We start from the raw sequence: 22,690 nt of genomic DNA on the forward strand, positions 1-22,690 counted from the left end.
TATTTATTTATGGTCTCATGCTTTTACAAGCGCAAGTCATTGTCTTTAAGATTTCAGGTTTAAGTGATTGAATGATAAAAATCTCGACACTTGAAACAAAAAATTAAGATGCAAATTTACATTTATTATAAGAAACACGAAACTTTGCGCGTTATTAACTTTATATAAAGAAATTCTTTGCTATTTTTACCCCCAAATAATTTGTCGTATGAGTTCATCTTTTGAAAAATTTCAAAGACGCCGATTAGTGACGTCTTACTTTTCAGTAGTCTTGAGTGTATTTTTAGTTCTATTTATGTTAGGTTTACTAGCGTTATTTGTAGTAAACTCTAGAAAACTGTCGAACGATTTCAAAGAGGGTATTGCCATGTCTGTTTACTTTAAAGACGAGGCACAGGATTCTACGCTTCAAAAATTTGGAGACAGTTTAAAAGCTACAACATTTGCTAAAACGGTAGATTTTGTTTCTAAAGATGCCGCAGCAAAGACACACTCTGATATTATTGGAGAAGATTTCATGGAATTTCTAGGAGTAAATCCGTTACAAAATTCTTTTGACATTCATATCAAAGCTGATTATGTAGAAAGCGACAGTATTGCTAAAATTGAAAGAAAACTACGCGAAAATAAATTAATTGCTGATATTATTTACGACAAACAATTGGTTCAATTGGTTAACGAAAATGTGGAGAAAGCCAGTATGTGGATTCTAATCATTAGTGGTTTTTTAACCGTTGTAGCCGTTTTATTGATTAATAGCTCTTTGCGTTTGTCGATTTATGCGAATCGTTTCATTATTAAGACAATGCAAATGGTTGGTGCTACCAAAGCTTTCATCCGAAAACCATTCATCATCCGAAGCATAAAATTAGGAATGATTGGCTCTGGCGTTGCCATATTGGCATTATTGGGCGTATTGTTCTATGTCGATTCCAATTTCCCTAACCTTGGTATTATGGAAGATCAATTATCGATATTCTTAATCCTTTTGGGTGTTTTCGCAGCTGGAGTATTAATTACTTGGTTAAGTACTCACTTTGCTACCCAACGTTTCTTAAATTTAAGAACAGACGATCTTTATTAATCCAAAAGAAATAGGTGTTTGGAGCCTCTAAAAGCAATTCGAAACAAAAAAACTTCAATACATTATGGAAGAGAACAAAAATAATTTTCTTTTCGAAAAGGGAAATTACACCATACTTTTAATTGGTTTAGCAGTTATTGCATTGGGTTTTATCCTTATGGCAGGTGGCGGAAGCGACGACCCTAATGTTTTCAATCCTGAAATCTTCAGTTTCAGAAGAATCCGATTGGCTCCTACCGTAGTCCTAATTGGTTTTGGAATTACGATTTATTCGATTTTTAAAAAAACTGATACTCAAAAGTAAACAGTATCTTCAGTGGTCGGAACGCAGATTTTGCAAACTGAACACTGCAAACTGAACACTGCAAACAATGGATTTACTTAAAGCTATTCTCATTGCGATCGTTGAAGGGTTAACCGAGTATTTGCCGGTATCTTCTACAGCACACATGATTTTCACAAGTTCGTATTTTGGTATACAAGAAGACGATTTTGTGAAATTATTTCAAGTTTCTATTCAATTTGGAGCCATCTTAGCGGTGGTAGCCTTGTATTGGAAAAAGTTTTTCGATTTCTCTAAATTCAACTTTTTCATTAAACTGGCTTGTGCAGTCATCCCTGCTTTGGTTCTAGGAAAATTATTCGATGACAAAATTGAAGCTATTTTAGGCAATCCTATACCTATTGCTGTTGTACTGATTGTTGGTGGAGTAGTTTTGTTATTTATCGATAACTATTTTCAAAACCCAACCATTACCCAAGAAGAAGACATCACTATTAAGAAAGCAGTGACTATAGGTTTCTGGCAATGTTTGGCTATGATGCCTGGAACCAGTAGAAGTGCTGCTTCTATTATTGGCGGAATGCAACAAGGCTTGTCTCGTCATGCGGCGGCTGAATTTTCATTTTTCTTGGCAGTTCCTACCATGTTGGCGGTAACTTGTTATTCGGTGTTTTTAAAAACTTACGAACACAGCCAGATGAAAGGTTACGAATTGATTCTACAATCCAAAGAGACCATTACCATGTTTATAGTAGGTAATCTTGTTGCATTTGTTGTTGCTGTTTTAGCCATTAAGTTTTTCATTGGAATCATCAAACAATACGGCTTCAAACCTTGGGGTTGGTATCGTATTATAGCAGGTTCTTTCTTATTGATTTATTTCTCTTACTTTAAATAATCCTATTTTGTATTCGGCAGAAGATATTCTAAACGGACAAGTTTTGTTAATAGACAAACCATTAACCTGGAGTTCCTTTCAGGCGGTGAACAAATTAAAATATGTTTTAAAAAACCGATTGGGTCTACCGAAAAAATTCAAAATTGGTCATGCTGGAACGCTAGATCCTTTAGCTAGTGGTTTGTTGATTGTTTGTACGGGGAAATTCACTAAAAAAATCAGCGAAATTCAGGCGCAAACCAAAGAATATACCGGAACCATAATGATTGGTGCTACCACGCCTTCTTACGATTTAGAAACCGCAATTGATGCTACTTTTCCAACCGAACATATCACAGAAGCTTTGATTCATGACACGGTGAAACAATTTTTAGGGGAAATCGACCAAAAACCTCCTGTTTTTTCGGCTATTAAAAAAGAAGGAAAACGCTTGTATGAACATGCCCGTGAGGGTTCTGCAGTTGAAATTGAAGCTAGAAAAACCACTATATACGAATTTGAAATCACTCGAATTGCATTGCCTGAAATCGATTTTAGAGTACAATGTAGTAAAGGAACCTATATTCGTTCGTTGGCACACGACTTTGGTTTAGCGTTGCAGTCTGGCGGTCATTTGACAGCCTTGCGAAGAACCAAAATTGGGGAGTATAGCGTGGAAAATGCGTTAACTCCTGAAGAATTCGACAAACTCATCCCAAAACATGAAAAATAGGTTTTTCCTCCTTGTTATTTTTTTATTTTCCCTAACGGTTTCTAGTCAAAATAACACTAATTACGTTACGGTTGAAGGAAACGGATCAAATAAAGAAAGAAATGCTGAAAATCGATTTTTTCAACAATACGAACTGAACACTTCTATCATTGGAAATACCGAATCCGATGATCCGAACACTTCCTTTGATGAATCGCGTCCGTGGTTTCTTGCCAATGGTTTAGGTTTTAAATATGGTCTCGGCGTTCATAAAAACAAATGGTTGTCCTTAAGTGCCCACACCGGATTTGACTGGAAAGCTAACGAACGTTTGGTCGCAGTTCCCGTTTATGGTAACATTAGTCTTAGCCCATTATTAGGCGATGATGTACGCTTAGTGCTACAAACTGGACTAGGAAGAGGTTTTGCTGTAGGAAGGGGTAATATGCAAGGAAAATACCAAAAATACTCCTTAGGATTCGAATCTGATGCCAATGATTTTGGACTTTTCATTGAAGTTTCCTCGTATCGTTTTAACCTTCACTACAACGAAAACACTTTACTCTTCAATATTGGTGGCTATATTAAAACCTTTTAATGGCCTAATTGCTCCAAATGCAGCATTAAATCGGTAAGTTCGTTCATCGTACTTAAACCTTTATCATGCAAATACCACATTTGCAATTCGGTTTTTGCTGTTTCATCAATGACACCGTATTGTTCTTTGTAACTCTTAATCAAGTTGGCTGCCCCTTCAGGACGTGGTCCCCAAGAAGATTTAAAGGCCAAGTCTTCTTCCTCAACGATGATTACTTTTGGAATCGATTTTCCTCCATTGGTTAAGAATAAATTCATCAAAGCTTCATTCTCGTCTCTAAAAACTAATTTCAATTTAATTTTATCCGTTGCCGAAGCTAGTTTGAACAATATCGGAAGAATTTGCGCGGCATCACCACACCAACCTTCCGTTAGCACCAACCAGATATATTCTTTCTTTAATGAATTTAGTTTTTCAACCACTTCCTCGGGAATATGAATGGTTTTATCCAATCGGTTCATTCTAGTTTCATTCAATTTGCTGTAGTGCAACAAATCGTCGCTCTGTTCGGTTCCTGTTGATTTCCCGTTGGCTATTAAATCTGAAACAATTTTTCTATATTCTGGATACGAAATCCCTTTGGTGATGGCTTGTGCAATTTCTGTTTTCATTTTTACAAACATTATTTATGTAAATTTACAACTAATTCGAAAATCGGTTAGTAACAAAAATCACAATTAATGGAAAAAAAGCGTTGCGCATGGTGTGAAAAGGATGATCTCTATCGAGATTATCACGATAACGAGTGGGGAACCCCAGTATATGATGATCAAACCATTTTTGAGTTTTTAGTTCTTGAAACCTTTCAAGCCGGATTGAGTTGGTATACTATTTTAGCGAAAAGAGAAAATTTCCGAAAAGCATTCGATAATTTCGATTATAGGAAAATTGCAACTTACGATGAGCTTAAAATGGAAACTTTAAAAGAAGATCCTGGTATTATCCGCAATAGCTTAAAAATCAAAGCTACAAAAACCAATGCGCAGGCCTTTATGCAAATTCAAGAAGAATTTGGTAGTTTTTCCGAGTACATTTGGAGTTTTGTTGATGGAAAGCCTATTGATAACAAGCCTAAAACATTAAAAGAAGTTCCTGCCACCACGGAAATTTCCGATAAACTGAGCAAGGATTTAAAGAAACGCGGATTTAAATTTGTAGGTTCTACCGTGGTGTATGCGCACATGCAGGCTACCGGAATGGTTAACGATCATGTAGAAGAATGCTGGAAAAGACAATAAAGATGGAACACAAAAACAACGATCCGCTTCACGGAAAAACATTGCAAACTATCGTAGAACAATTGGTAGATTTTTACGGATTTGATACGCTTGCGGAATTAATCAACATCAAATGCTTTAAAGAAAATCCATCTGTAAAATCGAGTTTAACCTTTTTACGAAAAACCGATTGGGCTAGAAAGAAAGTAGAGGCTTTATATATTAAAACTTTGCCTAAAATGTCTCTGTAACTTGTAATGCTACTATTATCTGTTTTAATCTGAAGATGAATTTGATTTTAGAATGTCTAGAAAATCTTCTCTAGGAATTTCCCTGCATCCCAAACTAGCCAAATGATCGTTGTATACTTGACAATCTAATAATTTGTATTGATTAGCCTTCAGAAATTGTACCAAGTAATAAAATGCTACTTTAGAAGCATTACTGACTTTAGAGAACATACTTTCGCCACAGAAAATGGTTTCCATATCTACTCCATACAATCCACCAACCAATTCATCATTAAGCCACACCTCAACAGACATGGCACGGCCAATTTCATGTAAAAAAGTATAGGAATCTATCATCTCATCGGTAATCCAAGTACCATACTGCCCTTCTCGCTTAATTTGCTGACAATTTTGCATTACCTCACGAAACGCTTTGTTAAAGGTAAAGGTAAAAACTCCCCTATTGATAATATTCCGCATACTTTTAGAAGGCTTAAATTCTTCAGGAAAAAGTACCATTCGGTCTGCGGGACACCACCATAGAATAGGGTCGCCATCGTCAAACCAAGGAAAAATTCCATTCTTGTACGCCAATAACAATCGTTCCGGTGAAAGATCACCACCAATGGCTATAATCCCTTCCTTAGAGGTTTGTTCGACGGGTGGAAAATACAATTCTTTATCAATCCAATACATAATCTGAGATGTATGAAATATAAAATCCCAAATTCCAACACTAAGTCATGGTCAACAAACTATTGGAATTTGGGATTATGTTTTATGTTTCTTTATTAGAATGGAAGATCGTCGTGTTCTTCTTCATTAAAAGATGTCGCTGGTTCAAAAGCTTGAGCTGCCGGCATTGGAGGCATTGGTTGTCCTGCAGGAGCGGCTTGTTGTAAACGCTCAATTCTCCATCCTTGAATTGAATTGAAATATTTGGTTTCGCCTTGAGGGTTTACCCACTCACGACCTCTTAAGTTAATAGAAACTTTTACCGGTTCACCCACTTGGAAGTTATTTAAATCATCGACTTTTGCCTGAGTAAATTCGATCATAATATGTTGTGGATACTGCTCATCGGTAGTAACCACTAACTCTCTTTTCTTAAACGATGCGCTAACCTCTTGTGTAGGGTTAATCACTTTAATTCTTCCTGTAACTTCCATTTTCTCTAATTTTATTGCTTTGCTAACAATACTTTCCAAGCCGAAAGTATGTCGTTTTTTTCTAAATATTGTTTTGCTAACTGATTGACTTTGTGTCGATCATCGGAACTTAAAACTGCTTTTACAGTAAAATTTTCCTGTACAAATATAGCAATTTCTTCTTCGCTTGGCAAGGCTTCGATATTGCCTAACATCCCTAGATCGTTTCCATCAAAATCACTGCTTGTTTTGATAAAATCAGGAATAGAATCTACACCAATTCCTAGAGTTACCAAAGGTTTAGGAACTTCGAACAATCCTTGGTTGGCACGTGAATACCAATTTCCTCCCATTCGGGAAACCAAATCTATCTTGTGTTGATCAATAGTACCATTCTCATCTAGAACGTCTTCATTGATATGAATTTTCACCACTTCACAAATAATCAAGTTACCGGCACCTCCTTCGGTTCCCAAAGCTACCACTTCATTCACTTTACATTCGAATTGAATAGGAGATTCAGCCACTCGAAATGGTTTAACAACATCCGATGGAATCGCGGTTAATCCCGCCTTTTCAAATTCATTTACACCTTCAGCATATTCGGTACTCGACAAAGACATTTGCTGAACTATAGCATAATTTACTACATTTATAACGACTTCTTTGGTTGCTCTAGCATTTTCTAAAGTATGTTTGGTTGTATTTCCTCGCACCCTTCTAGCTGGCGAAAAAATCAAGATTGGCGGGTTAGTACTAAACATATTGAAAAAACTAAAAGGCGATAAATTTGGTCTTCCTTGTTCGTCAATCGTACTAGCAAAAGCAATCGGTCTTGGTGCTACAGCCCCTTGTAAATAGCTTTGTAATTGAGGGGTGGGAATATCCTTTGGGGAAAAACTTTTCATGATGTATCAAATTTGAAACAAAAGTAAGAAAGAAGCCAGAAAATAAAGAATAGAAAATAGAGTTTTTAGTATATTTAAACCCTGAACAAGAACTATGAATTTTTCGAACCGAAGCAATACGATACGTTGGATTATCATACTCCTTTCCTTCTTAATCACTGTCCTGATTTTATGGAATACGTATACGTTTTTCCAAATCTTTAAGGACGAAGAGAGAAATAAGATGGAACTTTGGGCTACCGCGCAGAAAACATTACAAAACGCTTCGGACAATACTGATGTGGATTTGCCTTTACAAATTATCACCAACAATAGCACCATTCCTAATATTTTAACTGATGCCAATGATAGCATTATAGGAGCCAATAACATTGATGAAAAAATCATAAGCGATCCTCAAAAAATCAGACAACTACTCAATATTTATAAAAAGTCTAAAAACAAAATCGAAATAGAATACGACAAAGGAAAGTTTCGCTATTTATACTATGCCAATTCTCCTTTGTTAACCAAATTGAAATATTATCCTATTGCTCTATTACTTATTATTCTCCTCTTTGCCGGCTTGGTTTACAATTATTACAAAGCCAGTAAAGTATCTACGGAGAATAAACTTTGGGCCGGTATGGCAAAAGAGACTGCGCATCAAATAGGAACACCACTATCCTCCTTAATTGGTTGGTTAGAGATTATGAAATCCGACAACATCGATCCGCTAATGGTCGAAGAGATTGAAAAAGATATCGATCGTCTGCAAAATATTACCGACCGCTTTTCTAAAATAGGTTCGGAACCTATCGTAGAAGAAAAAGATTTGGTACAAGAAACCAAAGCCGCTTATGATTATCTAGTGACGCGTTTTTCGGAACAAGTCGAATTTACATTCAGAGCCCCTGATTACGAAATTCCCATCAAAATAAATCAGACCCTTCATAGCTGGACCATCGAAAATTTAGTCAAAAACGCCATCGACGCGATGAAAGGAAGAGGAAAAATTGATATCAGCATCATCGACGATGGGCGCGTAGCTAAGATCAAAGTGACCGATAACGGAAAAGGAATTCCTCGAAACCAATTCAGAAAAATCTTCGAACCTGGTTACACCACCAAAAAAAGAGGTTGGGGATTAGGACTTTCGTTAACCAAACGTATTGTAGAAAAATATCACAAAGGAAAAATCAGAGTATTACATTCTGAAATAGGCAAAGGCACTACTTTTCAAATTAGCTTTAAAAGATGAAATTAAGTTATTGGGAATTAAAAAATTGGTTTACTCAAGTTGATTTTACCATTGTAGGAAGTGGTATTGTGGGTCTGCATACCGCACTTCGTTTACGGGAACGCTTTCCGGAAAGTAAAATCCTAATTCTAGAAAAAGGAATGTTGCCTGAAGGCGCTAGCACCAAGAATGCGGGATTTGCTTGTTTTGGTTCCCTATCGGAAATCATAGACGATTTAAAAACTCATACCGAAGAAGAAGTGATTCAATTAGTGCAGAAACGCTGGAACGGATTGCAACTATTGCGAAAAAATTTAGGCGATCAAGCAATTGATTTTAAACCCTTTGGAGGCTATGAATTGTTTTTAGAAGAAGAGGATTCCTGCTACCATGAGTGTCTTCAAAAAATGCCTTTTATCAACGATTTGCTCCGTCCCTTATTTAAAGCAGATGTCTTTGAAAAACAATTTGACCGGTTTGGTTTTCAAAAAATTAAAGAATACAGCATTTTTAATTCTTTTGAAGCACAAATCGATACGGGCAACATGATGCAGGCGTTGCTAAAAAAAACGTATGCTAACAATATTCAAATTTTGAATAATCTAACGGTAGAGCATTTTATCGATTTAGGCGACGAAGTTGAAGTCCAGATTAATGATTTCGCTTTCAAAACCAAAAAGTTATTTTTTGCCACCAATGGTTTTGCTGGAGAATTAACCCAAAACGAAGTCAAACCCGCTCGTGCTCAGGTATTAATTACAGAACCTATTCCAAATCTTGATATCAAAGGAACCTTTCATTTAGACAAAGGCTATTATTACTTTAGAAACATTAATGATCGAATTTTATTTGGAGGAGGTCGAAATCTAGACTTCGAAGGCGAAACTACCACGAGTTTAGAACAAACCGTTTTAATTCAGAACCGATTGGAAGAATTGTTAAAAACTGTAATTTTGCCGCAAACTGACATAAAAATAGCCCATCGTTGGAGTGGTATTATGGGTGTGGGAGCACACAAAAACCCCATAGTAAAACCCTTATCCAATAATGTTTTTTGTGGTGTTCGCATGGGCGGCATGGGCGTAGCGATAGGCAATTTAATTGGACAAGAATTAGCAGATTTAATATAACCATCATGGCAACAAAGAAAGCAACAACCTCTAAAACAAAACCGAAATCCAAGCAACCTACCACTTTTTGGGCAAAGGTTAAGCGATTTCTATTCAAAGTTTTTATCTGGTTCAATCTGATTTCTATTGCATTGGTTTTACTATTTAAATTTGTTCCTGTTCCTTTTACTCCATTAATGATTAGTCGTTCCATAGAACAAAAATTAGCTGGTGAAGAATTGCGCTATGAACACGACTGGGTTCCTCTGGAAGATATTTCAATCAATCTGCAAAAAGCGGTAATTGCCAGTGAAGATGGTTTATTCCTTCAACACAATGGTTTCGATTTTTCGGCCATGAACAAGGCTTTCAAAAGCAATTTGAAAGGTAAAAAACTCAAAGGAGGAAGCACCATTTCGCAACAAACTGCCAAAAATGTTTTTCTTTGGCAAGGGAGAAGTTACATCCGTAAATTTTTTGAAGCTTACTACACGGTTTTAATTGAGCTGGTTTGGGGAAAAGAACGCATCATGGAAGTCTACCTAAATAGTATCGAAATGGGAGATGGCGTTTATGGTGCCGAAGCCGCAAGTAAATATTGGTTTCATAAAAGTGCCGAAAACCTTACCAAATATGAAGCGGCCTCTATTGCAGCGATCTTACCAAGTCCTAGAAAATATAAAGCCGTAGGATCCTCTAATTATGTAGAAAAACGTAAAAACAAAACCCTTCGCGTGATGCGACATGTTGGAAAATTGAATTATTAAGCAATAAATTAACACTAAAGATAATAAAAGAGCAACTTTTTTAATGTTTGCTCTTTTTTTTGGCTGCATTTTTGATAGTTAAGTATAAATCACATTATACAAAAAACAAACTCTTATGCGCAAACTATTTTTACTCCTTTATGCTTCGGTATTATTCCAAATTTCCTGCAAAGAAAATAAGGCTTCAGAATCTGTTGCGGTTTCTGAGATAAAATTAATGGCACCTGCTAAAGCAAACGCTCCTTACGATGATCATGAAATTGTTGATTCAGCGAGTGTCGGTTCGGTGGCGCCTGCATCCCAACAGACTAAAATCATTAAAAATGCCCATCTCAGTTTTGAATCTCGTAATCTGAACGAATCTTTTCAGACTATTCAAAAGGCGGTGCAAGATTACAAAGCAATCATTCAAACCGATGAATCTGGGAAAAACGACTATTCGGTCTATCGTAACCTTACGATTAGAATTCCTAATCAGCACTTCGATACTTTTATTGAAAACATCAGCAAAGGAATCACTCATTTTGATCGAAAGGAGATTTCACAACAAGATGTGACCGAGGAGTTTATCGATATACAATCGCGCATGAATACCAAAAAGAAACTCGAACAACGGTATTTACAATTATTATCGAAGGCCAATAAAGTCTCTGAAATGCTGGAAATTGAAAAACAATTGGCCGAAATACGCGAAGAAATTGAAGCTAAAGAAGGCCAACTGAAATATATGCAAAACAAGGTTTCTTTGAGTACCATCAGCATAGAAATGTATACTAACAATGCTTCCGAAAGTGGCGCCACAGTTTCGTATGGAAGTAAAATTTGGAACGCAATAAAAGAAGGATTTAACGGATTATCTAATTTTATGTTAGGAGTGATTAGTATTTGGCCTTTTATCCTTATTTTCGTAGGGATATTTCTTCTAATCAAAAGAAGATTTTTTAAGAAAAAAGCATAATTATGTTGTCATTTAAAAAAAGATATATACTTCCGGCCCTAGCCAGTGGCTTTTTGTTTGTAGGGGTAAGTTTCAAAGATGATTTTTTTGAAATTGCCAAACAAATTGAAATTTTCACTACGCTTTTTAAAACGGTTAACATGAACTATGTAGACCAGACCAATCCGGCGGATTTGATGGACAAAGCCATTAAAAACATGTTGGCCGATCTGGATCCTTATACCGTTTATTTTAATGAAGCCGATGTCGCTCGATTTAAGATTAACAATACGGGTGAGTACACCGGAATTGGCGCGGTGATTAACAGAAAAGAAGGCAAGTTGATTATTCGAGAAGTCTATAAAGATTATCCTGCCGACAAAGCGGGGTTGAAAGCCGGTGATGAAATTATTCAAATTGGAGATGTTCTCCTGAAAGATTTCAAAGAAGATGCTTCACAATTGCTTAAAGGAAGTCGCAACACAAAAATCGCTATCCAATACCAACGCAATAACGAAAAAAAGCAAACCCAAATTGTATTGGATGAAGTCGACATTAAAGCTGTTCCTTTTTTTGGGAAAGTCGACGATAAAACTGGTTATATCGTGCTGTCACAATTTAACGCAAAAGCCAGTACTGAAACCAAAGAAGCCTTAGAAAAACTCAAAGAACAAGGTGCTACCCAAATCATATTGGATTTGCGTGGTAATCCGGGAGGTTTATTGGGAGAAGCTGTAAATATTTGTAACCTTTTTGTTCCAGCAAACGAAATCATCGTTACCACCAAATCTAAAATACAAAAACATAATAATGTCTACAAAACCAACAAAAGCCCTGTAGATACAAAAATTCCATTAGCCATTATAGTAGACGGTAAAAGTGCCTCTGCCAGTGAAATTGTGGCGGGCGCGTTGCAAGATTTAGATCGTGCGGTAATTATTGGTACACGAAGTTTTGGTAAAGGGCTGGTGCAACGCCCGTTGGAATTAACCTACGGAACACAGCTCAAAGTGACCATTTCGAGATATTATACTCCTTCTGGCAGATGTATTCAAGCCTTGGATTATTCGAAAAAAGATGCGAACGGAAAAGCGATTAAAACAGAAGCAAAAGATTATACGGCTTTTAAAACACGAGCAGGAAGAACTGTTTATGATGGTGGTGGCATACAACCGGATATTGAACTTCAACAATCTAAAAAAAGTGCTGTGCTTGAAGCTTTATCTAAAAATGATGTGGTTTTCGATTTCGCCACACAATGGGTTTATAAAAATCCGTCATTCAAAGAAGTGAACGATACCGATTTTAACCAATTTAAAGCTTATTTAAAGGCAAAGAACTTTAGTTTCGACACCAAGACCGAACAATTGCTTAAAGAAACCTTAGAACAGGCTAAAAAGGAGAATTTAGACGCCACTATCCAAACACAATACAATCAGTTGATGGATGCTGTTAAAAAGGCCGAAGAAACCGAATTAAACAAAAACAAAACAGAAATTTTAAACGAACTTCGAGATGAGTTGATCATACGTTATCAGTACAAGGAGGGATTGTATCAATACTATCTTAAAAATGATAATGAGATAAAAAAAGCGACCCAACTGCTCTCTAACCCTTCCGAATACAATAAAATTCTTAAAAAATAAGTAATGAAAAAGCGCTGGTTTATAGATTCAGCGCTTTTTTTATATCTCCTTTGAAAGGTTTAAAAACTTATAGAATTCAATACATCTCAAATAAGGTATTCTATCCTATTCGATTTTCATTTGAATGTGAGGAATATCATCTTCTAAATACATTTCGGAAGTTTGCACAAAGCCATGGCTTTCATAGAATTTCTTAAGATATTCTTGCGCAGAAATCGTAATTTTAGTTTTACCGAAATAGTCTTTAATCGCTTGAATGGAAACGCGAATCAATTCGTGTCCCCATTTTCGGTCTCTGTACTTATCCGATATAACCACCCTGCCAATAGAGGCTTCGTCAAAATAATAACCCGCGTCAAAAAGACGAGTATAAGCCACAATTTCTCCTTCATAAAGTCCTAAAACATGTAGCGCTTTCGGATCCTTGTTGTCTATGTCCTGATAGACACAATTTTGTTCTACGACAAAAACTTCGCTACGCAATCGAAGTAACTGGTACAATTCAGGAACAGTCAGTTCCTCGAACTTTTTTATTGTAAATTGTAATTCCATGGAAGTGATTTGGTTCAAAATTAATTAAAAAAGGGAATCTTTACGACTCCCTTTCTTTAGATTTTTAACTTCATACCTGGTTGAAGTTCATTGTCTTTTATGTTGTTTTTCTTTTTCAATTCCGCTACAGTAATGTTGTGCTTTTGTGAGATTTTGAATAAAGAATCTCCTTTTTGAACAATATACAAACGTTGTTCTTCAAATTTATTGATTTTCTTCTTAGGTGTTTCAGCCACAACTTCCTGAACCTTTTCGATTTTCAATTCATCACCTACATTGATATTCGTAGTGGTTAAATTGTTCCAATTCAAGATATCATCCACACCTACTTTATAGATTTTTGCAATTTGGAAAATATTTTCTCCTTTTTTAACGGTATGGATATTTTCTTTAGTATCATTCGATGCAACAGCTTCTTCGATTTGTTCAGCCTTATCGACATTGTCTATAGTTGCTTTTAATTTTAACTTATCACCTACCTTGACTGTACTTTCTTTTAGATTATTGATTTTTTTTAAATCAGCCACATACATACGGTATTTTTTAGCGATAGTCGTAAGCGTTTCACCTTCTGAAACGGTATGCTCAGCAATGGCTGTTGATTTTTTAAGATTAGTCTCAGCAACAACAGGGCTTTTGGTTTTAGCTACTTTATTCACTCCTGAATCCACTTGTGCTATTGCTTCCTCTTGAACTGATGTTGTATCCTTAACTTGTATTTTTAACTTTCTTCCCGATTGAAGCGCTGTAGAACGCATATTGTTCCAATCTTTGATTTCTTTTACGGTTACACCATACTTAGAAGCGATAGCTCCCAAATTATCACCAGGTCTTACCGTGTGAAACTTAGTACGCGCATTGCTTTTGGTAGTTTTAGTAGTCTGCACCAACGCTTCTTCAACTGGTGCAGTAGGCAAAATAGCTTCTTTCTTCTGCTTAGGAGCCAAACGTTTTTCTCTTTTGCTTTCCTCGTAGTCTACGTAGGCATATATTTTATCTTCGTTAGAAGCAAAAACCGCAATTTTATTTTTCGGTAAGGTTATAAAATTCGTTCTTCCAGTGATATAAGGAACAACCTTCATTTTATAAGAAGGGTTTAAAAATTCCAAATCAGGTACAGGAATATCTAGCAAGTCTGATAACTGCTTGAAAGATATGTTCTTTTTAACAGCTATAGTATCCACTTCTAAATGATTGGCCACTGGCTTTTGCGGAACAATTCCATGTTCTTTATGGTATTCGAAAATATACATTGTCGCTAAGAACGCAGGAACATACCCTTGTGTTTCTTTAGGTAACTTGCTTTTTATATTCCAAAAATTTTGAAAACCACCCGAGCGTCGAATCGCTTTGGTTACATTACCCGCACCAGAATTATACGAAGCTAAGACCAACTCCCAATCGCCAAAAATTTTATACATACCGGCCATATAACGTGCAGCAGCGTCTGAAGCTTTATAAGCATCACTTCTTTCATCCACATACGAGTCGATTCTTAATCCATATTGCTTACCTGTTTGGAACATGAATTGCCATAAACCGGTTGCACCCATACGCGAAACCGCTTTTGAGTTCAATGCCGACTCTACTATTGCCAAATATTTGATCTCTAAAGGAACATTATGTCGAGCCATAGCTTCTTCGAACATAGGGAAATAGTAATGAGACAATCCCATCAAACGTTCGTAAGATCGCTTACGGTTTTTTAGAAAGTTTTTTACAAGGTTCTCCAATTGTGGATTATAATCGATATGAAAAGGAGACTTTTCATCCATCAAGCGTAATCTTTCTTTAAATACATCCGTAGAAAATTCATAATCTACAGGAACATTTAAATCTAAATTTTTGATATCAGATAAAAGACCATCAAAAATATCTTGAGTCGAAGAAAGTTCTTTGATGCATTGATTGTCAATACAATTAGAGGTTTCATCCACTACAAAAGTATTTTTAATCGAATCCAAGAAAGACCTTTTGATTTCAGGTTGGATCACCGAATCTTTGGGTTTACTTTCTTGTGAAAATCCGTTGTAGGCTAATAAGAATGTGAGTAGGCTTAGGGCAAGTTTCTTTTTTATCATAAGCTTATTTTTATAAGTGGTTATGAATCAATAAATTGTGTTATTTGCAAACTTAAACAGTTAATATGGAATAGAACAATAAAAACTGTTAAAATTGACTTAATTAACACATAACCGCCGCTATACCAGGTAAAGTTTTCCCTTCGAGCATTTCTAACATAGCTCCTCCTCCAGTGGAAACATAACTCATTTTAGGTTCGAATCCAAACTGTTTAACCGCGGCAACACTATCACCTCCCCCTACTAAAGAAAAAGCTCCTTTTAAGGTTGCGTCCGCGATGAAATTGCCTAATTCAATGGTACCTTTCGAGAAACTATCCATTTCAAATACGCCTAAAGGACCATTCCAAAGTATTGTTTTGGAAGATAAAATCACTTCCTTGATCGCTTCTAGCGACGCTGGGCCCACATCTAATCCTTGCCATCCTTCTGGAATAGCATCAACGGGAACGATTTGTGTTTCTGCATTATTAGCAAAAGCATTAGCAGCCACGACGTCTACTGGAAGTAGAATTTTTACGTTTTTCTCTTTGGCTTTTTCTAAAATTTCTAAAGCTAAATCCAACTTATCATCTTCACAAAGAGAGTTTCCAATTTTACCGCCCAAAGCTTTTATGAAGGTAAACGTCATCCCACCACCAATAATCATGTTGTCTATCTTATCCAAAATGTTTTCAATGACCGTGATTTTTGAAGAAACCTTACTACCACCTAAAACAGCGGTCACAGGTTTTTCATTATTTGTCAAGACTCTATTTAAACTTTCTATTTCTTTAGCTAAAAGTGTTCCGAAACACTTATTTTCAGGGAAAAACTGGGCTATAATTGCCGTTGAAGCATGTGCTCTGTGGGCAGTACCAAAAGCATCGTTTACATAAATATCACCAAAAGAAGCCAACTGTTTTGAGAATTCTACATCACCAGCTTCTTCTTCTTTGTAGAAACGAAGATTTTCAAGTAACAAAATATCCCCTGATTTAAGATGTTTGACAGCATTTTCTGCTACATGACCTATACAATCAGAAGCAAAGGTTACTGGACGCTGCAACACTTCGGATGCTGTTTCTACAATATGACGCAATGAAAACTCATCCTGAACTCCTTTTGGTCGACCTAAATGAGACATAAGGATAACACTTCCGCCATCATTTAAGATTTTATCTATAGTAGGTTTAACCGCTTCAATGCGAGTATAATCCGTTACATTAAAATTGTTATCCAAAGGCACATTGAAATCAACGCGGATAATGGCTTTTTTATCTTTAAAATTGAAATCGAAAACAGTTTTCATTTTGGCTTTTATTTAAAATTGATTAATCTTCTGCAAGTGAGTTCTGAGTACAAGGACAGTTACTGATTCCTTGGAAGAAATCCCATCCCAGCGTAATCATGTGTGTTCCGGAATTAAATCCCTGCAATTCACTGGTAAAAATCTGATACGAATATCCCATATAGAACCCGTCTTTTTTGATACCCAACATAGGACCTATTGTTAAAGGTTTTAGCGGTTGATCGTTTAACATTCTATAGGTAATTCCACCCCAGATGTAACCAGTACGTTGGTAATCTAGGTGACGTAATTTCAAGTTAACGTCCGTTGTAGAACGACCATCACTTTCGAAATATTGAAAATACGCTGAAGGTTCAAATTCTACACGACTGCTTCTATTTCCTTTGAAAACATATCCTGTATAAATCTGATAATTACGCAACAGGTTCGGTTCATTTAAGGATGTAGCAAACTTCTTGATGTCTTTATTAACAATATTACTAATGTTGATTGCTCCATAGAAACCAGCTTTTCTATACAATAAACTTACATCAAAGTTGGTATTGGAAGTAAAACGGTCATTAGTAACACTAGGATCATTAACATTGAAATTAGGGTCAATACGGAAATTATTAAGATTTAGTGACATACCAAACGATAAATACTGTCGGGTAGGATAATCTAAAATAATATGGTGGGCAAACGAGATTTTACCTCCCGTTTGCTGCGTATTACCATTTTTATCATTGTAAAGATTAATACCAACACCTGATTGGTCTAAAACCCTAAAATCTGCATATAAAGCTTGGTTGGCTGGAGCATCTTCGATACCCACCCATTGGAAAAATCCATTAGCTCGAACTCTAAAGTTGTCACCTATACCGGCATAGGTAGGCGAAATCACAAAAGGATTATCAGCCAGATATTGAGTCGCCGCCGGTAAATTTAACTCCTGAGCAAATCCATTCGAAAACGAAGCCATTAATAGGGCTAAAAAGATTCTTTTCATCTGGGTTATCTTATTACTATTTTTCATAACTCTGAGTTAAATTATCTGTACAAAGTGAAATGGCCAACAAATTCTTTATCGTCATTTCCATTAATCTTAATCACATACCAGTAATCACCTGTTGGTAATTCTTTTCCTTCATATTTACCATCCCATGATTGACCTGGTTTTAATTCGGCCACCACACGACCATATCTATCGTAAATACGTGTTTTCAAGTTCGGATAGATTGATGTATTTTCAGGAGCCCAAGTATCGTTAGATCCGTTTCCGTCTGGTGTAAACACATCTGGAATAAAGATTGGAATGAATGTAACTGGTAACGATGCTGTTGCTGTACAACCAGCGCTATCCGTTACTTCAACCATTACAGTACCTGATTGTAAATATACAAATACTCCTTCAGAAGTTTCATCTCCACTTACTCCTGAGAAAGTATAGGTGTATCCGCCACTTCCACCAATAGTCGTTGCTGTTACAGTATTTAATCCCGTTTGTGTAAGAGTTACTTGTAATTGTAACACAGGATCAATAGTAAACTGTGGTGTAGATTTAGGACAAGCATTTGGACCTAAAACATCAATATCAAACGTTCCGCCTGATAACAGTGTAGCTGCATAAATTGGATTGATAGATTCAAACACTGGACTACTTTGAGCAGGGAATGAACCTAAAGAGAAAGTATATCCAGGACCAAAACTACCATCAGTACTTAAGGTATTTACCACTGTTATTTTTACACCTGGAACATCGTTGTAACACTTTGCTTCAACAACAGCCACAGGATTATAGTTGTCTCCACTACCTATGATTTGTTCAAAATTAGTTGAACAACCATTAGCGTCAACAATATAAACCGTATAAATTCCACCATTAAGACCTGAGAAAGTATGTGTAGTATCTCCTACCGCTAAATTCTCAGTAGCACTTGTAACAATCGTAGAAGAACCAGGATAAAGAACTTCATAGTAAACACTGTAAGGTGCAGTACCTCCAGACATTGAGAATTCAATACTACCGATATTATCTTCCGCACACTCTTCATCAACATAATTTATAAGAGTGTAGTTAACTGGAGCTGAAGGCTGAGAAATAAACACTGACTGAGAAACTGGACAACCAAAAGGCATATCCGATACAATTATATCATACGTAACATCTCCATATAATCCAGTGATTACATATGGTTGAGAAGGATCATCAATTGTAAATGTTTCAACCTGATCTGTTGTTCCTTGAGGACGAATACTGTATTGTACTGTACCTCTGTAACCTGTAAAAGTCATCGTAATGGTACCATTTGGTTCACCGAAACATTTTGCTCCTTCTGGAGTAAAAGTAACTTCAAATGGAACGACTGGTTGAGTAATAGTAATCGTTTGAGTAACTGGAGAACAATTTCCACTAGTCACACTAACCACATAAGTTCCCGCCGTTAGATTAACGAAATCACCATTTGATTGCGGTAAAGAAACAACACCAGTAGTAGTATTGGTTAAAGTATATTGATAACCACCAATTCCTCCAGAAGCTATAACGTGAATGTTCGCATCATTACCTCCAAAACAGTTGATTACTGTATCCGTTGTTGCCAATATATCTAATGTTAATGGTGCCAATTGTTCAATTTTCACACTATTCGAAACTATACCAACACATCCATTAGCATCTTGTACATAGTATTGATAAGTACCCACAGGAACATTATTGAAAGTAATCGAAGATGTGAATGATCCTGTAAACGGACCAGTAGCTGAAGTGCTGTAACTGTATGGAGCCACACCACCTGTAGCTGTTAGAGTTAATGATGCAGAACTATCTGCACATTGTTGGGAACCTGCCACCATTGACAATGATGCCTCTACTTGAGTTCTAGGTAAAATAACCGCTGCTATTGGTAATGATGCACAATTATAACCGTCATTAACAATAACTTCATAAGTTCCTGCTCCTAAATTATCAAAAACATTAGATGTTTGAGGTCCTGAAGTCGCCACAATTGGAGATAAAGTATTTAGTGTGTAGGTATAATTAGAACCTTGACCACCAGTAACTCCAGTAACGATGATTGACATATTTTGATCACCAAAACAACTCACCGTTTGCGTTGCAATAGGATCCGCTGTAATTTGAGTAGGCTTAACCAAAGTAATAGCAACAGTATCTGTACAACCATTCGCATCCGTAACAGTTATCGTATAAGTACCTTCTGGCATTCCTGAGAATACGTTATTATTTTGAGTTGCACCCGCTGGTAAAACATCAATAGTATAGGTGTAAATAGAATCCCATCCACCAGTAGCAGTGGCTATAATAACACCTTTATTATTATCACAAGTCACATTAGCCGTTTCCAATGCCGTAATATCTAATGGTAAAGAAGGTGTAGCAACAGTAACGTTGTTAGAACTTACTACACAGAATGGCGATGCCGTTTCTGTAACCACCACAGTGTAGCTTCCACCTGTAAGACCATTAATTGTCATTGGATTCGACGTTGTATTTCCTGAACCTGTAACAACAGGATTGTTTGCACTATCTAAAACCTGATAGTTATATGACCCTGAGTATCCTGTTACATCAATAGAAATAGATCCATTAGTTCCAGCAAAACATGTTACCGGTGATACTGCAGAAGCACTCACTGCTATTGTGTTGAAAGGAAGAACTTCATATACTGGAAGATCTAAATAACAACCTGTAACTGCATCTGTTACTCTCAAGTAATATGAACCTGGAGCCGTAATAGTGAAAACATTGTCATTTGGAGCTGTTCCTTGTGTAATATTAGCAGCACTTGCCGGTAAATACGAATACGTATAACTTCCTGATCCACCAGATGCAGTAACCGTAACTGTTTCTGGTCTTGTACAATCGATAGTTATAGCTGATGTAGTCGCCGTGATAGGTACTATTGGATTTACAGTAACTGGAATAGTTTCTCCACATCCATTGAAATCTTTCACATACACTGTGAAATTTTGTACCGAACCATTATCTACTATTTCAAAAACATTTGAAGAAGTATAATTAATATTATCTAAACTATACGTGTATGGAGCTGTTCCTCCTGAAGCATTTACTGTAATTGTAGCCACGTTAGTTGAATTATCAATAGCACAAGTAAATGGATCAACAACTGCACTATCAATCACTAAATCTGTCGGCTGATTTACCGGAACATTTAAAGTCGCAAAACATCCTCTACCTGAGTTCACCTGTACTGTGTAAGTACCCGTCGGTAAGCCAGTAAATATATTTGATGTTTGAGCAGAGAAAGTAATTGGACCGGCGATAATCTCATAAGTATATACTGGATTATCGTTTGTAGGATCCAAGGTAACCGTAATGGTTCCGTCACTGCCTCCAAAACAACTTACCATTGTAGCACTTGCTGTAAAAGTCACTGGAGTTGGTGCTCCTAAAATCACCGTTGTAGTCGTAGTACATAATGTAGTTGTATCCGTAACTGTAATCGTGTAGCTTCCTGCTGGTAAACCAGAAATCACATTACCCGCAATGGTACCAGCAACTGGAGAAATACTGTAAGAGTAATTTCCAGAACCACCACTAGCATTAATTGTAATCACGCCATCATTATCCGCACAACTAGGCAATGCAGTAACCGAAGTAACCACACCAAGAACTGGATAAATAGTTATAGTATCTGTAGCAATACATCCATTTGCATCTTTCACCGTCACTGTATATGGAGTGGAAGAAGCCACCACTGTAAATGTTGGGCTGCTTTGGAATGCACCACCAATACTGTATGTTAGAGGAGCAACACCTGTTCCTGTAACTGTGAAAGTATAGTTAGTTCCAGTTGATGTACATTGATCTACTGCAAGCGTAGGAGCATCTACTGTTGGCATTGGATCTGTTGTTATAGTCACATCAAGCATAGCCGTACATCCGTTAGCATCTTGTACCCACACATCCCATTGGGTATTTAAAGTAGGATCTAAAGAAGCTGTATTAGAAGCCGTATAATCACCTGCTGCAGGAACTACGTTATTTTGTACAAATGCATAGGTATAATCTGGAGTACCACCGGTACCATTAACAGTTACTTGAGCATTTGCATTACAGTTTGCATTAATATTTGAAACCAAATCAATACCCACTGCAGTAGCAGGAGTTGTTACACCAATAACGCCTGTTGTAAACTGACAGAAAGGTGAAGCAGTCTCCGTAATTTGAACAGTATAATTACCCGCAGGTAAACCTACTGGAATAACAAATGGATTAGTTGTTGTATTAGCTGTACCAGAAGCTCCTACTACAGGATTGTTGGTAGCATCTAATACTGTATAATTGTAAAGTCCTGAATAGCCAGTAACATCTATAGAAATTGTTCCATTAGTACCTCCTAGACAAGAAACACCATTTACTAGTGAAGCAACCACCTGTAAGTTGTTGAAAGGAAGAACTTCATATACTGGGAGATCTAAATAACAACCTGTAACTGCATCTGTTACTCTCAAGTAATATGAACCTGGAGCCGTAATAGTGAAAACATTATCATTTGGAGCTGTTCCTTGTGTAATATTAGCAGCACTTGCCGGTAAATACGAATACGTATAACTTCCTGATCCACCAGATGCAGTAACCGTAACTGTTTCTGGTCTTGTACAATCGATAGTTATAGCTGATGTAGTCGCCGTGATAGGTACTATTGGATTTACAGTAACTGGAATAGTTTCTCCACATCCATTGAAATCTTTCACATACACTGTGAAATTTTGTACCGAACCATTATCTACTATTTCAAAAACATTTGAAGAAGTATAATTAATATTATCTAAACTATACGTGTATGGAGCTGTTCCTCCTGAAGCATTTACTGTAATTGTAGCCACGTTAGTTGAATTATCAATAGCACAAGTAAATGGATCAACAACTGCACTATCAATCACTAAATCTGTCGGCTGATTTACCGGAACATTTAAAGTCGCAAAACATCCTCTACCTGAGTTCACCTGTACTGTGTAAGTACCCGTCGGTAAGCCAGTAAATATATTTGATGTTTGAGCAGAGAAA

Annotated in this window: 21 protein-coding genes; 12 read left to right on the top strand and 9 right to left on the bottom strand. The window is 36.5% G+C overall.

Going from position 1 to position 22,690, the window contains the following annotated elements; translation table 11 throughout:
* Positions 1–208 precede the first annotated feature (208 nt).
* From NAT50_RS03065 to NAT50_RS03085, 5 genes are all read left to right on the top strand, one after another.
* A complete protein-coding gene (locus NAT50_RS03065; RefSeq protein WP_250591343.1) occupies positions 209–1,084 on the top strand; it encodes a cell division protein FtsX in 876 nt (291 codons plus the stop codon).
* Positions 1,085–1,148: 64 nt separating this feature from the next.
* Positions 1,149–1,388, top strand: coding sequence for a DUF3098 domain-containing protein (locus NAT50_RS03070; RefSeq protein ID WP_250591345.1), 240 nt, complete (start codon positions 1,149–1,151; stop codon positions 1,386–1,388).
* A 67-nt stretch (positions 1,389–1,455) separates the two neighbouring features.
* Positions 1,456–2,265 (top strand): undecaprenyl-diphosphate phosphatase, encoded by an 810-nt coding sequence (locus NAT50_RS03075; protein ID WP_250591347.1) that lies wholly within the window; start codon positions 1,456–1,458, stop codon positions 2,263–2,265.
* A gap of 7 nt (positions 2,266–2,272) precedes the next feature.
* On the top strand, positions 2,273–2,977 hold the full coding sequence (gene truB, locus NAT50_RS03080) for a tRNA pseudouridine(55) synthase TruB (protein WP_250591349.1): 705 nt from the start codon (positions 2,273–2,275) through the stop codon (positions 2,975–2,977).
* Complete coding sequence (locus tag NAT50_RS03085; protein WP_250591351.1) at positions 2,967–3,554, top strand: hypothetical protein; 588 nt, start codon at positions 2,967–2,969, stop codon at positions 3,552–3,554. Before truB ends, NAT50_RS03085 begins: the two co-directional genes overlap by 11 nt.
* On the opposite strand, the gene NAT50_RS03090 is transcribed toward NAT50_RS03085, so the two are convergent.
* Positions 3,551–4,165: a thioredoxin family protein gene (locus tag NAT50_RS03090; RefSeq protein WP_250591353.1), complete on the bottom strand. Its 615-nt coding sequence runs from the start codon at positions 4,163–4,165 to the stop codon at positions 3,551–3,553. The two genes, NAT50_RS03085 and NAT50_RS03090, sit on opposite strands and share 4 nt — an antisense overlap.
* 69 nt (positions 4,166–4,234) lie before the next feature.
* Between NAT50_RS03090 and NAT50_RS03095 the strand changes: the two genes are divergently transcribed.
* The gene (locus NAT50_RS03095; RefSeq protein ID WP_250591355.1) at positions 4,235–4,792 is read left to right on the top strand and encodes a DNA-3-methyladenine glycosylase I; all 558 of its coding nucleotides are present in this window, start codon (positions 4,235–4,237) and stop codon (positions 4,790–4,792) included.
* Positions 4,793–4,794: 2 nt separating this feature from the next.
* Positions 4,795–5,022, top strand: a complete 228-nt coding sequence (locus tag NAT50_RS03100) for a VF530 family protein (protein ID WP_250591357.1) — start codon at positions 4,795–4,797, stop codon at positions 5,020–5,022.
* A 24-nt stretch (positions 5,023–5,046) separates the two neighbouring features.
* Here the strand turns inward: NAT50_RS03100 and aat are convergent, their stop codons facing one another.
* From aat to NAT50_RS03115, 3 genes are all read right to left on the bottom strand, one after another.
* A complete protein-coding gene (gene aat, locus NAT50_RS03105; RefSeq protein WP_250591358.1) occupies positions 5,047–5,697 on the bottom strand; it encodes a leucyl/phenylalanyl-tRNA--protein transferase in 651 nt (216 codons plus the stop codon).
* A 95-nt stretch (positions 5,698–5,792) separates the two neighbouring features.
* Positions 5,793–6,170, bottom strand: coding sequence for a DUF3127 domain-containing protein (locus tag NAT50_RS03110; RefSeq protein WP_250591360.1), 378 nt, complete (start codon positions 6,168–6,170; stop codon positions 5,793–5,795).
* Between the two features lie 11 nt (positions 6,171–6,181).
* Positions 6,182–7,057 carry a flavin reductase family protein gene (locus NAT50_RS03115; protein ID WP_250591362.1) on the bottom strand — a complete coding sequence of 292 codons (876 nt, stop codon included), beginning with the start codon at positions 7,055–7,057 and terminating at the stop codon, positions 6,182–6,184.
* Between the two features lie 94 nt (positions 7,058–7,151).
* Here NAT50_RS03115 and NAT50_RS03120 point away from each other — a divergent pair, with 94 nt between their 5' ends.
* From NAT50_RS03120 to NAT50_RS03140, 5 genes are all read left to right on the top strand, one after another.
* Positions 7,152–8,297, top strand: coding sequence for a sensor histidine kinase (locus NAT50_RS03120; protein ID WP_250591364.1), 1,146 nt, complete (start codon positions 7,152–7,154; stop codon positions 8,295–8,297).
* Positions 8,294–9,406: an NAD(P)/FAD-dependent oxidoreductase gene (locus NAT50_RS03125; RefSeq protein WP_250591366.1), complete on the top strand. Its 1,113-nt coding sequence runs from the start codon at positions 8,294–8,296 to the stop codon at positions 9,404–9,406. The genes NAT50_RS03120 and NAT50_RS03125 overlap by 4 nt, the downstream gene beginning before the upstream one ends.
* A 5-nt stretch (positions 9,407–9,411) precedes the next feature.
* Positions 9,412–10,152: a monofunctional biosynthetic peptidoglycan transglycosylase gene (gene mtgA, locus NAT50_RS03130; protein WP_250591368.1), complete on the top strand. Its 741-nt coding sequence runs from the start codon at positions 9,412–9,414 to the stop codon at positions 10,150–10,152.
* Positions 10,153–10,267: 115 nt separating this feature from the next.
* Positions 10,268–11,110, top strand: coding sequence for a DUF4349 domain-containing protein (locus tag NAT50_RS03135; RefSeq protein ID WP_250591370.1), 843 nt, complete (start codon positions 10,268–10,270; stop codon positions 11,108–11,110).
* 2 nt (positions 11,111–11,112) lie between these two features.
* Positions 11,113–12,735, top strand: a complete 1,623-nt coding sequence (locus tag NAT50_RS03140) for a S41 family peptidase (RefSeq protein ID WP_250591372.1) — start codon at positions 11,113–11,115, stop codon at positions 12,733–12,735.
* Between the two features lie 105 nt (positions 12,736–12,840).
* Here NAT50_RS03140 and NAT50_RS03145 read toward each other — a convergent pair whose 3' ends face one another.
* From NAT50_RS03145 to NAT50_RS03165, 5 genes are all read right to left on the bottom strand, one after another.
* The gene (locus NAT50_RS03145; protein ID WP_250591374.1) at positions 12,841–13,287 is read right to left on the bottom strand and encodes a GNAT family N-acetyltransferase; all 447 of its coding nucleotides are present in this window, start codon (positions 13,285–13,287) and stop codon (positions 12,841–12,843) included.
* A gap of 56 nt (positions 13,288–13,343) precedes the next feature.
* Positions 13,344–15,368 (bottom strand): LysM peptidoglycan-binding domain-containing protein, encoded by a 2,025-nt coding sequence (locus NAT50_RS03150; RefSeq protein ID WP_250591376.1) that lies wholly within the window; start codon positions 15,366–15,368, stop codon positions 13,344–13,346.
* Between the two features lie 103 nt (positions 15,369–15,471).
* Entirely contained in the window at positions 15,472–16,659 is a 1,188-nt protein-coding gene (locus tag NAT50_RS03155) for a phosphoglycerate kinase (RefSeq protein WP_250591378.1), read from the bottom strand.
* 22 nt (positions 16,660–16,681) lie between these two features.
* A complete protein-coding gene (locus tag NAT50_RS03160) occupies positions 16,682–17,647 on the bottom strand; it encodes a PorP/SprF family type IX secretion system membrane protein (protein WP_250591380.1) in 966 nt (321 codons plus the stop codon).
* Positions 17,648–17,688: 41 nt separating this feature from the next.
* Positions 17,689–22,629, bottom strand: a complete 4,941-nt coding sequence (locus NAT50_RS03165; RefSeq protein ID WP_250591382.1) for a T9SS type B sorting domain-containing protein — start codon at positions 22,627–22,629, stop codon at positions 17,689–17,691.
* Between the last annotated feature and the right edge of the window lie 61 nt (positions 22,630–22,690).

This window comes from Flavobacterium luminosum, assembly GCF_023635005.1.
Lineage (GTDB): Bacteria > Bacteroidota > Bacteroidia > Flavobacteriales > Flavobacteriaceae > Flavobacterium > Flavobacterium luminosum.

Excerpts from the sequence above, each read along its gene's own strand:
- NAT50_RS03065 (WP_250591343.1), top strand. The coding sequence starts at position 209 with ATGAGTTCATCTTTTGAAAAATTTCAAAGACGCCGATTAGTGACGTCT.
- NAT50_RS03070 (WP_250591345.1), top strand. The coding sequence starts at position 1,149 with ATGGAAGAGAACAAAAATAATTTTCTTTTCGAAAAGGGAAATTACACC.
- NAT50_RS03075 (WP_250591347.1), top strand. The coding sequence starts at position 1,456 with ATGGATTTACTTAAAGCTATTCTCATTGCGATCGTTGAAGGGTTAACC.
- NAT50_RS03085 (WP_250591351.1), top strand. The coding sequence starts at position 2,967 with ATGAAAAATAGGTTTTTCCTCCTTGTTATTTTTTTATTTTCCCTAACG.
- NAT50_RS03090 (WP_250591353.1), bottom strand. The coding sequence starts at position 4,165 with ATGAAAACAGAAATTGCACAAGCCATCACCAAAGGGATTTCGTATCCA.
- NAT50_RS03095 (WP_250591355.1), top strand. The coding sequence starts at position 4,235 with ATGGAAAAAAAGCGTTGCGCATGGTGTGAAAAGGATGATCTCTATCGA.
- NAT50_RS03100 (WP_250591357.1), top strand. The coding sequence starts at position 4,795 with ATGGAACACAAAAACAACGATCCGCTTCACGGAAAAACATTGCAAACT.
- aat (WP_250591358.1), bottom strand. The coding sequence starts at position 5,697 with ATGTATTGGATTGATAAAGAATTGTATTTTCCACCCGTCGAACAAACC.
- NAT50_RS03110 (WP_250591360.1), bottom strand. The coding sequence starts at position 6,170 with ATGGAAGTTACAGGAAGAATTAAAGTGATTAACCCTACACAAGAGGTT.
- NAT50_RS03115 (WP_250591362.1), bottom strand. The coding sequence starts at position 7,057 with ATGAAAAGTTTTTCCCCAAAGGATATTCCCACCCCTCAATTACAAAGC.
- NAT50_RS03120 (WP_250591364.1), top strand. The coding sequence starts at position 7,152 with ATGAATTTTTCGAACCGAAGCAATACGATACGTTGGATTATCATACTC.
- NAT50_RS03125 (WP_250591366.1), top strand. The coding sequence starts at position 8,294 with ATGAAATTAAGTTATTGGGAATTAAAAAATTGGTTTACTCAAGTTGAT.
- mtgA (WP_250591368.1), top strand. The coding sequence starts at position 9,412 with ATGGCAACAAAGAAAGCAACAACCTCTAAAACAAAACCGAAATCCAAG.
- NAT50_RS03135 (WP_250591370.1), top strand. The coding sequence starts at position 10,268 with ATGCGCAAACTATTTTTACTCCTTTATGCTTCGGTATTATTCCAAATT.
- NAT50_RS03140 (WP_250591372.1), top strand. The coding sequence starts at position 11,113 with ATGTTGTCATTTAAAAAAAGATATATACTTCCGGCCCTAGCCAGTGGC.
- NAT50_RS03145 (WP_250591374.1), bottom strand. The coding sequence starts at position 13,287 with ATGGAATTACAATTTACAATAAAAAAGTTCGAGGAACTGACTGTTCCT.
- NAT50_RS03150 (WP_250591376.1), bottom strand. The coding sequence starts at position 15,368 with ATGATAAAAAAGAAACTTGCCCTAAGCCTACTCACATTCTTATTAGCC.
- NAT50_RS03155 (WP_250591378.1), bottom strand. The coding sequence starts at position 16,659 with ATGAAAACTGTTTTCGATTTCAATTTTAAAGATAAAAAAGCCATTATC.
- NAT50_RS03160 (WP_250591380.1), bottom strand. The coding sequence starts at position 17,647 with ATGAAAAGAATCTTTTTAGCCCTATTAATGGCTTCGTTTTCGAATGGA.